12 protein-coding genes and 3 tRNA genes are annotated in these 14,079 nt (G+C 65.9%); 8 read left to right on the plus strand and 7 right to left on the minus strand.

Annotation, left to right across the window (positions count from 1 at the left end):
- Positions 1-4: 4 nt before the first annotated feature.
- From NP825_RS10440 to NP825_RS10450, 3 genes are all read right to left on the minus strand, one after another.
- Positions 5-1,723 carry a thiamine pyrophosphate-binding protein gene (locus tag NP825_RS10440; protein WP_257543101.1) on the minus strand — a complete coding sequence of 573 codons (1,719 nt, stop codon included), beginning with the start codon at positions 1,721-1,723 and terminating at the stop codon, positions 5-7.
- Between the two features lie 536 nt (positions 1,724-2,259).
- Positions 2,260-2,335: transfer RNA gene (locus tag NP825_RS10445), tRNA-Ala, on the minus strand.
- A 126-nt stretch (positions 2,336-2,461) separates the two neighbouring features.
- On the minus strand, positions 2,462-2,785 hold the full coding sequence (locus NP825_RS10450) for a TIGR02300 family protein (protein ID WP_257543103.1): 324 nt from the start codon (positions 2,783-2,785) through the stop codon (positions 2,462-2,464).
- Between the two features lie 125 nt (positions 2,786-2,910).
- Here NP825_RS10450 and aroA point away from each other — a divergent pair, with 125 nt between their 5' ends.
- From aroA to NP825_RS10470, 4 genes are all read left to right on the plus strand, one after another.
- A complete protein-coding gene (aroA, locus tag NP825_RS10455; protein ID WP_257543105.1) occupies positions 2,911-4,251 on the plus strand; it encodes a 3-phosphoshikimate 1-carboxyvinyltransferase in 1,341 nt (446 codons plus the stop codon).
- Positions 4,248-4,877, plus strand: a complete 630-nt coding sequence (cmk, locus tag NP825_RS10460) for a (d)CMP kinase (protein ID WP_257543107.1) — start codon at positions 4,248-4,250, stop codon at positions 4,875-4,877. The genes aroA and cmk overlap by 4 nt, the downstream gene beginning before the upstream one ends.
- 529 nt (positions 4,878-5,406) lie before the next feature.
- Entirely contained in the window at positions 5,407-7,119 is a 1,713-nt protein-coding gene (gene rpsA / locus NP825_RS10465; protein ID WP_257543109.1) for a 30S ribosomal protein S1, read from the plus strand.
- A gap of 207 nt (positions 7,120-7,326) precedes the next feature.
- Positions 7,327-7,605, plus strand: coding sequence for an integration host factor subunit beta (locus NP825_RS10470; protein ID WP_257543111.1), 279 nt, complete (start codon positions 7,327-7,329; stop codon positions 7,603-7,605).
- 93 nt (positions 7,606-7,698) lie between these two features.
- Here the strand turns inward: NP825_RS10470 and NP825_RS10475 are convergent, their stop codons facing one another.
- Both NP825_RS10475 and NP825_RS10480 read right to left on the minus strand, forming a co-directional pair.
- On the minus strand, positions 7,699-8,466 hold the full coding sequence (locus tag NP825_RS10475) for an ABC transporter permease (RefSeq protein WP_257543113.1): 768 nt from the start codon (positions 8,464-8,466) through the stop codon (positions 7,699-7,701).
- Positions 8,463-9,404, minus strand: a complete 942-nt coding sequence (locus NP825_RS10480) for an ABC transporter ATP-binding protein (protein ID WP_257543115.1) — start codon at positions 9,402-9,404, stop codon at positions 8,463-8,465. The genes NP825_RS10475 and NP825_RS10480 overlap by 4 nt, the downstream gene beginning before the upstream one ends.
- A 103-nt stretch (positions 9,405-9,507) precedes the next feature.
- On the opposite strand from NP825_RS10480, the gene NP825_RS10485 reads away from it, so the two are divergent.
- Positions 9,508-9,593, plus strand: a tRNA-Leu gene (locus tag NP825_RS10485).
- Positions 9,594-9,599: 6 nt separating this feature from the next.
- Here NP825_RS10485 and NP825_RS10490 read toward each other — a convergent pair.
- Positions 9,600-10,430 (minus strand): sterol desaturase family protein, encoded by an 831-nt coding sequence (locus NP825_RS10490; protein ID WP_257543117.1) that lies wholly within the window; start codon positions 10,428-10,430, stop codon positions 9,600-9,602.
- 88 nt (positions 10,431-10,518) lie between these two features.
- On the opposite strand from NP825_RS10490, the gene NP825_RS10495 reads away from it, so the two are divergent.
- The 3 genes from NP825_RS10495 to NP825_RS10505 all read left to right on the plus strand — a co-directional run bounded on the left by NP825_RS10495 (position 10,519) and on the right by NP825_RS10505 (position 13,932).
- On the plus strand, positions 10,519-11,850 hold the full coding sequence (locus NP825_RS10495) for a S9 family peptidase (protein WP_257543119.1): 1,332 nt from the start codon (positions 10,519-10,521) through the stop codon (positions 11,848-11,850).
- Between the two features lie 124 nt (positions 11,851-11,974).
- A complete protein-coding gene (locus NP825_RS10500; protein WP_257543121.1) occupies positions 11,975-13,468 on the plus strand; it encodes an ABC transporter substrate-binding protein in 1,494 nt (497 codons plus the stop codon).
- A 41-nt stretch (positions 13,469-13,509) separates the two neighbouring features.
- Positions 13,510-13,932, plus strand: coding sequence for a DUF4112 domain-containing protein (locus tag NP825_RS10505; protein WP_257543123.1), 423 nt, complete (start codon positions 13,510-13,512; stop codon positions 13,930-13,932).
- 30 nt (positions 13,933-13,962) lie between these two features.
- Here the strand turns inward: NP825_RS10505 and NP825_RS10510 are convergent.
- Positions 13,963-14,048: transfer RNA gene (locus NP825_RS10510), tRNA-Tyr, on the minus strand.
- Positions 14,049-14,079 lie beyond the last annotated feature (31 nt).

Raw genomic sequence — 14,079 nt, forward strand, 5'->3', positions numbered from 1 at the left:
ACCGTCATCCCATCCCATAGGCGCCGAAGGCCGATACCGCCGACGGATCGATACTGCCCCAATCGACGCTGGGCGACGCGTCTTCCGACGTCAGGATGTCGATCACGACGGGCCCTTGCTCCGTCCAGGCTTCGTCGATGGCCTCGATCGCCTCGTCGATTGTTTCGGCCCGATAGCCGCGTGCGCCCATCGCCCGTCCCATGGCCGCGAAATCGACCGGGCCAAAGGTCGACCGGGGGTGGATATCGAGCATCTTTTCGCCCTGCATGATCCAGCCGAATCCGGCATTGTTGAGGATGACGAAGATGATCGGCAATTGGTGGCGAACCGCAGTTTCGACCTCGCCGATCCAATAGGAAGTCGCGCCGTCGCCCGACACCGCGACGATGCGCCCACCGGGGCGTTCGCGCTGGGCAAACGCAGCGCCGATCGCGGCGCCGCCGGCCCAGCCGATGCCTGCCAGGCCGCGCGGCGCCAGAAAGAGGCGGCCGCTCCCCCGCACACGATAGCGCGATGCGGTCCAACCCGATGCCAGACTGGCATCGGACACGAGGATGGTTCCCTCGTCGGCACGTTCGGACAGGGCGGCGACCACTTGTTCCGGCGCAACCCGCGGGTCGGTGTCGGGCGTGCCGGGCTGCCCGGGACAGTCGGCAGGATCGATCCGCCATGCGGGGCGCGGCGCACGGTCGTCGAGCGCCTCGCGCAAGCGGCGCGCCGTCCGCCCCGCATCGGCGCAGATTGCCAAGGACGCGGGAATCGCCCGCCCCAACTCACCGCCATCGCTGTCGACATGGATCAGACGCTGCGCCGCCGACGGCAGCCGCCACAGAAAGGAGTTGAATTGCGCGAACTTGGACCCCAGCACCAACACGACATCGGCCTGCCGAAGCGCAACGCTCGCTTCGACGGCGCCGAAAACGCCCACGACACCGCGTGCGAGCGGGTGATGTTCGTCGATGACGCCTTTGCCGTTGATCGATGTGACCACCGGAATCGAATGACGCTCCGCCAATGCGACGACCTCGGCCGCCTCGCGGCTGCTCAAAGCGCCGCCGCCTGCCAGGATCAGCGGGCGCTCCGCCTCGGCGAGCATTTGCGCGGCGCTGGCAATGTCTTCTGATCCGGGGTCGGCGCCGTATCGCGGCCAGCGCCCGCCGTCAGGATCTGCTGCGACCGGCGGCTGCGCTGCCGCCGGTGCGAAGAAGATATCCTCCGGTATTTCGAGCGCCACGGGGCCGGCGCGGCCCGTCACGGCAGTGCGTACGGCCTCCGAAAAGACCGCGCGCAACCCCGTGGGCGTATGGACCCGGCTGACCCGCTTGGTGACGCTCTGCAGCATCGCTTGCTGCTCCATCGCCTGCGAGGCCACGCCGCGAACGCGCAGATGCTCGCGCTCGGTCTTGACGTCCGCGACGATCGCCAGAACCGGGATCGCCGACGCATAGGCTTCCGCCAGGCCGGAGACGAGATTGGTTGCCCCGGGGCCGACCGTCGCGTCGCAGACTCCGATACGCCCCGAGACGCGGGCATAGGCATCTGCCGCGCAGGCGGCATTGCGTTCGTCGCGCATCAGCACATGGCGAAAACCGGTGCGGCGGGCCGCCGCATAAAGCGGGATCGTCTGGCCGCCGGGGACGCCGAAGCAAACCTTTGCGCCAATCGATTCCAGGCATTCGATCAGCGCGTCACCGACGCTGCGCTGCGGGTCACTCGGATTCATACCTACTCCCTGGAACGATTCATCGATCATCTAATTTCTATAAATTATCTATCTGATTATGACAAATCAACCCCTCTTGAACGACGCGGGTCGCGACGGCTTCATATCGGTGAATCTGGATATTCAGCGGCGGCTGGACGGATCGATGCCCCCCCCCCTTCCCCCGCTGCCGCCGCATGCTTCCTATATCGCTTGCGTCGCGATCGAACGGGCGCGCCTTACCGGCGACAAGGCGGCGCTTGCGGGCCGCGGACCGAAGGGTGATGGAGAACCGTGACATCGGCCGCTTTCGCGCGGCAGGCGCGAGGGATCGACCAATGGTTGGTCGATCACGTCCGGCCCGGCGAAACGCCGGTGATCGGCCGCCCGGTCTGTCGTCGACTGGCAACGATATTCTCGACCTTGCGCTCCAGGGTAATCGCAAAATAAAAAAGGCCCGCTTCCGCAGGCCTTCTCATGAAAATTGTAGCGCCTGGGGGGCCAACCGTTGATTCTAATATGCCATGAGGAGAGCTCGACCGCGCCGATATGGAAAATGGTGGAGCCTAGCGGGATCGAACCGCTGACCTCTACAATGCCATTGTAGCGCTCTCCCAGCTGAGCTAAGGCCCCGTGCCATTTTGCGGGTCGCCCTGGGTGGTGCGACCGGGACGCCGCCTTTACCAGCGCGCGCCCGTTATGCAAGGGGCCAAATGCATCGAGCGATGCTTTTTTGACCCCTTGTCATCAAATGCGACGTCAGCTTTCGTCGTTGCCGTCGTCGCCGGTATCGACGCCCAGATCGTCGTCGCCGCCGAGGTCGACGTCGTTATCGGGCGAATCATTATCGTCGTCGACATCGACGTCCAGATCCAGATCCTCGTCGACGCCTTCTTCCTTGGGCGTCTTGCCGGGCTTCTCGGCCTGCTCGAACGGCATCGGCTGCTTCGATTTCAGCACCGATTCCGGGATCCACGCATAGCCGCAATTGATGCAGGTGACCGGATCATCCTTGGTCAGATCATAGAATCGGGTGGCGCATTTCGGGCAGCTACGCTTCGCGCCCCATTCAGCCTTTATCATATGTTCCTCTTAAACCTTTGAAGGTGTGAGATAAATTTCGGAGAAAGGGCGGCGCCGAAACGGCCACCCGTCAAATCGGCGTGCGCCTTGCCAGATTGTTTGCCCGCTGTCAAAAGCCGCTCGCGATGACAGACCCCAACCCCAACCCGCGCCCTAGTCCGCGCGCCTTTTCCGCCTCCGGTCCGCTCCAGGGCAGGATCGCGATTCCCGGCGACAAGAGCATTTCGCATCGCGCGCTGATGCTGTCGGCACTCGCGGTCGGGACGAGCCGCGTCACCGGCCTGCTCGAGGGGCATGACGTGCTCGCGACGGCGGCGGCGATGCGGGCGATGGGGGCGAGCATCGAACGCACCGGCGACGGCGAATGGGTAATCGACGGCGTCGGGGTCGGCGGGCTGCTCCAGCCACGCGAAGCCGTCGACATGGGGAACAGCGGCACCTCGACGCGCCTCTTGATGGGCCTCGTCGCCAGCCACCCGATCACCGTGACCTTCACCGGCGACGCCAGCCTGTCGGGACGCCCGATGGGGCGCGTGATCGATCCGCTGAGCCAGATGGGCGCCGACATCACCGCCTCGCCGGGTGGCCGCCTGCCGCTGATGGTGCGCGGCCTCGCCCCCGCGATCCCCCTCGCCTACCGCCTGCCGATGGCGTCGGCGCAGGTGAAGAGCGCGGTGCTGCTCGCGGGGCTCAACACGCCCGGCATCACCGAGGTGATCGAGCCGGTGCCAACCCGCGACCATAGCGAACGGATGCTGCGCGGCTTCGGTGCCGACCTCAGCGTCGAAACCGATGCCGACGGCACACGCCATATCCGCCTCCGCGGCGAGGCAGAATTCAAGCCGCAGACCATCGTCGTTCCCGGCGACCCCTCCTCGGCCGCCTTCTTCATCGTCGCAGCGTTGATCGTCCCCGGATCGGACGTCGTCATCGCCAATGTCGGCCTCAACCCGACGCGGGCCGGACTCGTCGAAGTGCTGCTGGCGATGGGCGGCAGCATCGAGCTTCAGAACGCCCGCGAAGTCGGCGGCGAGCCGGTCGCCGACCTTCGCGTCCGCCACAGCAGCCTTCGGGGCATCGCGGTCGATCCGGCGGTCGCGCCGAGCATGATCGACGAATATCCGATCCTCTTCGTCGCTGCGGCGCTGGCGGAGGGCCGTACCGTGACGACGGGGCTCGACGAGCTGCGCGTCAAGGAAAGCGACCGCTTGGCCGTCATGGCGGCAGGCCTCGCCGCGATCGGCGCGCGGGTCGAGGAAGGCCCCGACGGCCTGATCATCGACGGCACCGGCAGTGATCCACTGCCCGGCGGCGCGACGATCGCAGGGCATCTCGACCATCGCATCTGCATGAGCTTCGCCATCGCCGGGCTTGTCAGCAAGGCGCCAGTGACGATCGACGATATGGCGCCGGTCGCGACGAGCTTTCCCAATTTCGAGGCGCTGCTCGCGAGCCTGCAATCATGATCATCGCCGTCGACGGGCCCACCGCGTCGGGCAAGGGCACGATCGCGCGCGCGCTCGCGGCGCATTTCGGACTGCCGGTGCTCGACACGGGATTGCTCTATCGCGCGGTCGGCTATCAGACGCAGCTCAACCACGGCGATCCCGATAATAGCGCCGACGCGATCGCCGCATGCAGCTTTGCCGACAGCCTGCTGGACGATCCGGCGCTCCGCTATGAAAGTACGGGCGGCCTCGCGAGCCGCGTGTCGGTGCATCCCGCGGTTCGCAAGGCGCTGTTCCAGCGCCAGGTCGATTTCGCAAACCAGCCGGGCGGCGCGGTGCTCGACGGACGCGACATCGGTACGGTGATCGCGCCGCACGCCGATGCCAAGCTGTTCGTCACCGCCTCGCCCGAGGAGCGCGCGCGCCGCCGCCATGCCGAGATGCTGGGGCGCGGGGTCGATATCACCTATGACACGGTGCTCGCCGACATCCACGCCCGCGACGCCCGCGACACCGGCCGCGCCGACGCGCCGCTGATCCGCGCCGGGGACGCGCTGCTGCTCGACAATACAGCACTCGACCGCAACGCAGCGATCGCGGCGGCGATCGCCTTTGTCGAGGGCAAGGCCGGGACGCGCAGCTGAAAGAAGGCTTCGCGCAGAGATCGCAGAGGATTTTAGTTCACGCGGAGACGCGGAAGCGCGGAGATTATGGCTCGGGCCGATAGGCCCCTTCATGCTCCGCCCCGTCGCGGTTCCAGACAGGTTACAGGAGAAAGCCGCTTCGCGGCGGGCGCCATCTCTCCGCGCCTCCGCGTCTCCGCGTGAATCCCTTTCCTCTCTCCCTCTGCGGTCTCTGCGCGAATCCCATTTGCTCTGCCGTCGATGACACGGTCACGCAGATCGGCCTTTTTCCTTGCCGAAAGCCCCACCCGCGCCTATATGCCCGCCGTCCGACGGGCGTTTTGCCGGTCGAGGCACGGATGAACCGCCGCTCTTACCGGAGCGTCGGGCGTGATGGGGTGACCTCGTCGCGCCCTTTTTGCTTTGTCCGTGTTTCGTCCGCGATATGCCTCGAGGATGTCTTGCCTCGCATCCGGCGGGCAGGACGGATCGGCCACAAGACCAGCGGACCCAACCGCTTGGCCGGAACAATGAAGTAAGGATATCATCCATGGCCACTACGGCTTTCCCGACGCGCGACGATTTCGCCGCGATGCTCGACGAATCGCTTGGTGGTGCCGACGGCGGCTTTGAAGGCCGCGTCGTCAAGGGCACCGTGACCGCGATCGAAAACGACCTGGCAGTGATCGACATCGGCCTGAAGAGCGAAGGCCGCGTGCCGCTTCGCGAATTCGCGATGCCCGGCCAGAAGGCCGACCTCAAGGTCGGTGACGAAGTCGAAGTCTATGTCGACCGCGTCGAAAACGCCAATGGCGAAACCATGCTCTCGCGCGACCGCGCTCGCCGCGAAGCCGCCTGGGACCGCCTCGAAGAAGAATTCAACAAGGAAGCCCGCGTCGAAGGCGTCATCTTCGGCCGCGTCAAGGGCGGCTTCACCGTCGACCTCGGCGGCGCCGTGGCGTTCCTTCCCGGTTCGCAGGTCGACATCCGCCCGGTGCGCGACGTCGGCCCGCTCATGGACCTGCCGCAGCCGTTCCAGATCCTCAAGATGGATCGCCGCCGCGGCAACATCGTCGTGTCGCGCCGCGCCATCCTCGAGGAAACGCGCGCCGAACAGCGTTCGGGCCTGATCCAGAACCTCGAAGAGGGTCAGATCATCGAAGGCGCGGTCAAGAACATCACCGATTATGGTGCGTTCGTCGACCTCGGCGGCATCGACGGCCTGCTCCATGTCACCGACATGAGCTACAAGCGCGTCAACCACCCGAGCGAAGTCATCAACATCGGTGACACCGTCCGCGTCCAGATCATCCGCATCAACCGTGACACGCAGCGCATCAGCCTGGGCATGAAGCAGCTCGAAAGCGATCCGTGGGAAGGCGTCGCCGCCAAGTATCCGGTGGGTGCGAAGCTCAAGGGCACCGTCACGAACATCACCGATTACGGTGCGTTCGTCGAGCTCGAACCCGGCATCGAAGGCCTGGTCCACGTCAGCGAAATGTCGTGGGTCAAGAAGAACGTCCACCCCGGCAAGATCGTCTCGACCAGCCAGGAAGTCGACGTCATCGTCCTCGAAGTCGACAGCGACAAGCGCCGCATCTCGCTCGGCCTCAAGCAGGCCCAGTCGAACCCCTGGGGCGCGTTCGCCGAAACCCACCCGGTGGGTTCGGTCGTCGAAGGCGAAGTCAAGAATGCCACCGAGTTCGGCCTGTTCGTCGGCCTGCCCGGCGACGTCGACGGCATGGTTCACATGTCGGACATCGCGTGGGGCATTTCGGGCGAGGAAGCGCTGCATCTCCACCGCAAGGGCGAGCAGGTGCAGGTCGTCGTTCTCGACGTCGATGTCGAGAAGGAACGCATCAGCCTCGGCATCAAGCAGCTTGAAAAGGGCGCCCCGGCCGTTGGCGGCGGCGCGGCCGCTTCGGGCTCGCTGAAGAAGAACGAGATCGTCACCGTCACCGTCCTCGAAGTCCGCGACAACGGCCTCGAAGTGCAGGCCGGCGACGATGGCGCCACCGGCTTCATCAAGCGCGCCGATCTTGGCCGCGACCGCGACGAACAGCGCGCCGAACGCTATCAGGTCGGACAGAAGTTCGACGCGATGGTCACCGGCTTCGACCGTTCGAAGAAGCCCAGCTTCTCGGTCAAGGCGCTGCAGATCGCCGAAGAGAAGCAGGCCGTCGCGCAGTACGGTTCGTCGGACTCGGGTGCGTCGCTCGGCGACATCCTCGGCGAAGCGCTGAAGGCCGGTAAGAAGGACTGATAATTTCACGTCCTTGCCGTCAGGCAACAGAAAAGGCCCGCGGAGTGTCCCTCCGCGGGCCTTTTTCTTTCGGTGATATATTTTGACCGAACAGTGATTCATGATACTCTCCCGCCCGCGTTGGGAGGGGTCCTCACGCACATGGAGCCGGCAACGACCGGATGACCTGCGCCCGCGGGGCGCGCGTGACTATATTAGGGGAAGCACATGATCCGGTCGGAACTGGTGCAGAAGATCGCGAGCGAGAACAGCGATCTGCGCCTTGAAGAGGTGGAACGCATCGTCGATGCCTTTTTTGATTCCATCGTGGACCAGCTCGCAGGCGGCGGGCGGGTCGAGTTGCGCGGTTTCGGCGCCTTCTCGACGCGATCGCGCGAATCGCGCACCGGCCGCAACCCGCGCACCGGCGCCCCGGTCGCGGTGAACGCCAAGAACGTGCCCTATTTCAAGCCCGGCAAGGAAATGCGCGAGCGGCTGAACGACTGAGGATTCACGCCTCGTCATTGCGAGCGCAGCGAAGCAATCTCCAGCCATCGGACTGGAGATTGCTTCGCTGCGCTCGCAATGACGAAATCGGCCTCAATTCTTAAGCCGATAGCCCGTCCGGAACATCCAGAAGATCACCGCCAGGCACAAAGTCAGGAACAGCGCGACCGCGCCCATGCTGACCCCGATGCCGACGTCGCCCTGCCCGAAGAAGGTCCAGCGGAAGCCGCTGATCAGATAGACGACCGGGTTGAACAGCGTCACCGTGCGCCACGCCGCGGGCAGCATGTCGAGCGAATAGAAAGCGCCGCCCAGAAAGGTCAGCGGGTAGACGACGAGCAGCGGGATCACCTGCAACTGCTCGAAGCTCTGCGCCCAGATGCCGATGATGAAGCCGAACAGGCAGAAGGTCACGGCCATCAGGATCATGAAGGCGACCATCAGCACCGGATGCGCGATCTGGACATCGACGAACAGATGCGCGGTGGCAAAGATGATCGCCCCGATGATCACCGACTTGGTCGCCGCCGCGCCGACATAGGCGATCAGCAGTTCCAGGGGCGACATCGGCGACGACAGCATCTCATAGATCGTGCCCGTCCATTTCGGCATATAGATGCCGAAGCTCGCGTTGCTGATGCTTTCGGTGAACATCGTCAGCATCATCAGCCCCGGCACGATGAACGCGCCATAGGGCACCGTACTGACATCGCTCATCCGGCTGCCGATCGCCGATCCGAAAACGACGAAATAGAGCGTCGTGGTAATGACGGGCAGCATCAGGCTGGTCCAGAAGGTACGCCCGAAGCGCGCCATCTCGAACAGATAGATCGAGCGGATACCGCGGAGATTCTGGATCATGCGGCCTGCTCCGCTTTCGTTTCATGGACGAGCCCGACGAAAATATCCTCGAGCGAGCTTTGCCGGGTATGAAGGTCCTTGAACGCGATGCCGAGGTCGCTCATCCGCCGCAGGAGCGAGGGCACGCCCGTCGCCTCGGCCTGGCTGTCGAATTCATAGACGAGCTCGTGCCCCTCGCCCGCCAGTTCGAGCGTCCAGTCGCCCAGCTCCGCGGGCACGGCGTCCAGCGGCTCGGCCAGGTTGAGCGTCAGCGTCTTGCGCCCCAGCTTCTTGATCAGCGCCTGTTTTTCCTCGACCAGGATCAGCTTGCCCTTGCTGATCACCCCCACCCGGTCGGCCATCTCCTCGGCTTCTTCGATATAATGGGTGGTGAGGATGATCGTCACCCCGCGCTCGCGCAAGCTGCGCACCATGTTCCACATGTCGCGGCGCAACTCGACGTCGACCCCGGCGGTCGGTTCGTCGAGGAACAGGATTTCGGGCTCGTGGCTGAGCGCCTTCGCGATCATCACGCGGCGTTTCATGCCCCCCGACAGCTCCATGATCTTGCTGTTCCTCTTGTCCCACAGCGACAGGTCTTTCAGCAACTGCTCGATGAAGGCCGGATCCTTGGGCTTGCCGAACAGTCCGCGCGAGAAGCTGACCGTCGTGATCACCTTCTCGAACGAATCGGTGTGCAGTTCCTGCGGCACCAGCCCGATCATCGACCGCGCGGCGCGGTAATCGCGGGCATGATCGTGCCCGCCGACGGTCACCGTCCCGCCGCTTGGCGTGACGATGCCGCAGACGATGCTGATCAGCGTCGTCTTGCCCGCGCCGTTCGGCCCGAGCAGCGCGAAAATCTCGCCCTTGCTGATGGAAAGATCGACGGCGGCGAGCGCCCGATGGCCGCTCTTATATGTCTTGGAGAGACCGGAAATTTCGAGGACTGGAGTCATTCGACCGCGAATAGCCGAGCGGCCCGCCGCGGTGAAGCTCCAAACGTGACGCACCAAACAGCGCTTGACCTCTTCGGGTCCATCCGCTTGACCGGCTGCGCGTGCGGACGTGGCGAAATCGGTAGACGCAGCAGACTTAAAATCTGCCATCCTCTGGATATGCGGGTTCAAGTCCCGCCGTCCGCACCAGCTTTTTCAGGCTTCCATCAATTGCTGGACGGCGGCCGAGCCCTTCGCCGCCCTTTGCCGCGGCCAGAGCCCGAAGGGCTCGAGCATTTCGTACAGAAAGCCTCCGCTATGGCCTTCGACTCCCGTCGGCTCGCGACACGGCTCGCGCGATGGCTGGAACGTGCCGTGCAGCCGGTCCCACAGCGTGAAGATCGTCGCGAAATTGGTGCCGGCCATCGCTTCGTCGCGGACATGATGCCAGCGGTGCGCCGAAGGCGAGATCAACAGGGCGCCCAGCGGCCCCAGCGTCCAGCGCAAGTCGGCGTGGATGAAATAGCCCCAGGCGTTGCGGACGATCCCGTTGAGCGCCACCGCCCAGAGCGGAAAGCCCGCGAGCGCAAGGGCAGCCGAATCGATCGTGGTCGTCGTGAGCCGGTTGACCGGGTGCATCCGGTTCAGCGAGAACCAGCTCATCGCGCGATCCGAATGATGGGTCGCGTGAAAGCGCCACAGCAGCGGACAATGTTCGACCCGGTGGCGCCAATAGCCGACATAGTCGCCAAGGACGACCGCCGCCAGGCCCGTCACCGCCGCCGGAATCGCCGTCCAGACATGCGCAAGGCCCGCCGAGGGGCCGACCCATGCGATGATCCACGCCGCCGGCAGCGCGACATAGGGCAGGACCAGCAGCATATCGAACAGGAAGATCAGCAGGTTCGTGCGCCATTCGCCGACCGCGCCCCGCGCGTCGGCAATCGCCCGCCCCCGCCCCTTGGCGAGCAGCGCCAGCGCGCAAAAGAAGGCAGCGAAGGGGATCAACGCCGCCCACATGGCGATACTGTTCGCAAACCAGCCCATGCACGGCTTCTACCCTGCGAGTGGTGAATATCCGGTTGCCGGGCGAAGGGGTGGCCTTGCGCGCACCCCCGTCCTAGGATGCGCGGCGATGCGCTTCCTTCGTTCCGCCGCCGTCTTCCTGCTTGCCGCCGCCGGGGCGCCCGCCCTCGCGGCGGCGCCCGCCGCCGACGCGAGCGCCTGCGCCCCCGCGACCTACCGCCTGCCCGGCGGCGGCGTGATCGACCTTGCGGCGTCCGACCCCGGCACGCTGCGCTGGCGCGACCTCGACGGCGCATCCGGCAAGCTCGTCGCGGCGGACGGCGACTGGGTCAGCCAGTTCGGCTGGACCGGCCGGCCCGATGGACACCGGGTGAGCCTGGCGGACTGCGCCGCGGGCCGGATCGCGTTCGACGGCAGCCCCGCAACGCGCATCCCCCTCGTCACGCAGGAAACGACCTTCACCAGCCACGGCACGCGGCTCGTCGGCCGCCTCGTCCTGCCGCCCGGCAAGAGCCCGGTGCCGATCGTCGTCCTGCTGCACGGCGCCGAGTTCGATTCGGCGCGCGACGGCAACAGCCTGCAGCGCCTGCTTCCCGCCGCCGGGATCGGCGCCTTCGTCTATGACAAGCGCGGCACCGGCGCGTCGGGCGATGCCTATACGCAGGATTATTCGCTGCTCGCCGACGATGCCGCCGCCGCACTCGCCGAGGCACGGCGCCTCGCGGGGAAACGCGGCGCGCGCTTCGGCTTTCAGGGGCCGAGCCAGGGCGGCTGGGTCGCGCCGCTCGCCGCGACGCGCACCGATGTCGATTTCGTCATCGTCAGCTTCGGGCTCGCGGTGTCGGTGGTCGACGAGGATCGCGAGGCGATTGCTTTTCAGATGGACCTCAAGGGCTATGGCCCCGACGTCATCGCGAAGGCGCAGGAGATCGGCGACGCCGCGACCCGCGTGTTCGAGAGCGGGATGACCGACGGGATTGCCGAACTCGACGCGGTGCGCGCGCGCTATCGCAGCGAGCCGTGGTACAAGGACGTCTACGGCAATTACACGCACATCATCCTCGGCATGAGCGCGGAAGATATCCGGAGCAAGGGCGCGCAGTTCCGCTTTCACACCCCCTTCCGCTACGATCCGATGCCGACGCTCCGCGCGGTGAAGGCGCCGCAGCTCTGGGCGCTCGGCGGGATGGACATCGACGCTCCGTCGGCCGAGACCGCGCGGCGGCTGAAGACGCTGATCGCCGCCGGCCAGCCGATCACCCTCGCCCTCTTTCCCAAGGCCGAGCACGGGATGACCGAGTTCGAGACGGCGCCCGACGGCAGCCGCCTGTCAACCCGCTACACCCCCGGCTATTTCCGCCTGCTCATCGATTTCGCGCGGGGCGGCAAGCTCGCGGATCAGTATGGCGACGCGGCAATGACGCGTCCGGCCGGAGGTTGAGCGCGGGTATCGATCTTCGTCCTTGCGAGCGAAGCGAAGCAATCCAGGGCGGGTTACGCCACTCTGGATTGCTTCGCTCGCAATGACGATTCCAATTCCTGCCATGTCGGCTTAGGGTGACGCGATGCGCTTCCTTCGCCCTGCCGCCGCCGTCCTGCTCACCGCGTCCGCGACCCTCGCGCTCGCCGGGTGCGGACTGTTCGGCAGCGGTGGTCCGGTCAAAATCGCCGCGATCGGGCCGCTGAATACCGCCGCCAACCCGCTGAACGGCGAATTGTCGGCCGCCAATGCGGCGCTGCTCGACGCCTCGGCGCAGGGCTTGGTCAGCTTCGACGGCGAAGGACAGATCGACACGGGCCTCGCCGAACGCTGGACCGTCACCGCCGACGGGCGCAGCTATATCTTCCGCATCCGCGAGGCCAAATGGACCAACGGGCGCAAAGTGACCGCCAACGATGTCACCGCGGTGCTGCGCGCCTATCTCGCGCCGGCGAGCCGCCACCTGCTCAAGTCCGACTTCCCGGAGATCGACACGATCAAGGCGATGACCGACAGCGTCATCGAGATTCGCCTGTCGGTGCCGCAGCCGAACATGCTCGACCTGCTCGCGCAGCCGTCGATGGCGATCGTTTACAAGGGCATGGGCTGGGGCCCGATGCGGGTGCACAAAGTCGGCCGTGCGGTCCTGCTCTCGCCCGCCCCCGACCCGCTGGCGGAAGATCCGGAGGCGGCCGAAGCCGCCGCCAACGATCCTGCGGCGTCGATCGAGCTGATCGGCACCTCGCCGCAGGGCGCGGTCGCGCGCTTCAAAAACGGCTATGCCGACGGCGTCGTCGGCGGGCGCTTTTCGACCCTCCCCTATTTCGCCGCGACGAATATCGGCCGCTCGCGGCTGATCGTCGATCCCGCGCCCGGCCTCTTCGGCCTCGCCTTCTCTCGCGCCGAGGGCTTCCTTGCGACCGACGTCAATCGCGATGCGCTGTCGCGCGCGATCCGGCGCCAGCGGCTCGTCGATGCCTTCGGGCTCACCGAATGGCAGCCGCAGGAGGCGCTCCGGCCCTCGGTCTATCGCCGCGACGGCGGACCGGAGCCGCTGCTGCCCGCCTGGACCGCCTATGACGAGGCCTCGCGCCAGATCCAGGCGAAACGCGCCGTCGATGCCTGGCGCCATGCCGGCCGCACGATCGACCCGCTGCGCATCGCGGTTCCCGACACACCGGGTGGGCGCATCCTCTTCGCCTATGTCGCCGCCGATTTCGCGGCGATCGGGCTCGAAAGCAAACGCGTCGGCATGAACGCCGCGTCGGACCTCCGCCTGATCGACGAGGTCGCGCCGAACGACGATGCGCTGTGGGCGCTGCGCCGCCTGTCGTGCCAGCCCGACACGCTCTGCAATCGCGACGCGCAGCAGCGCATCGACGCGACCATGGCCAATATCGATGCGGGTCAGCGCGCGCGCCAGGTCGGCGAGGCCGAAGCGATGCTCGCGCGCTATGCCCCCTTCATTCCGCTCGCGACCCCGCTGCGCTGGTCGATCGCGTCGCAGCGGCTGACCGGGATGCGCGCCAACGCCCGCGCCGCGCACCCATTGAATCACCTGATTGCCTTACCTAAGTAATACAGCGGCGCGCACCCCCGGCGCCCTCTGAAAGGACCCGCATGGCCCCTTCCACCCCCAATCCCGACGCGATTTTCGACGCGCTGGTGTCGAACCGCCGCGACCCCGCCGCGCTTCGCAAGCGGATCGAGACGCTCGAATATCTGCTCGAACGCAGCTTCGTCATCCCCGGCATCAATCGCCCGGTGGGGCTCGATGCGATCGTCGGCCTCGTCCCCATCGTCGGCGATGTCATCACCGCGACGATGGGCGCCTATATCATCTGGGAGGCGCGCAACCTAGGCATGTCGAAGTGGAAGATCTGGCGGATGATCAGCAACCTCGGCGTCGACACCGCGCTGGGCGCAATCCCGATCGCGGGCGACGCCTTCGACTTTCTCTTCCGGTCGAACAGCCGCAACCTGCGGATCATCCGCAAGCACCTCGACAAGCATCACCCGGGGACGATGATCATCGACCAGTAGGGTATTGGGTGCCGATCGGCGAAAAGGAGATGGTGGACAGGGCTGGATTCGAACCAGCGTACGGAAACCCGGGCAGATTTACAGTCTGCTGCCTTTAACCACTCGGCCACCTGTCCATGGGGCCCGCTTTGGGAAGCGGTCCAATGG

The sequence above is a fragment of the Sphingopyxis sp. DBS4 genome (assembly GCF_024628865.1).
Classification (GTDB): Bacteria; Pseudomonadota; Alphaproteobacteria; order Sphingomonadales; family Sphingomonadaceae; genus Sphingopyxis.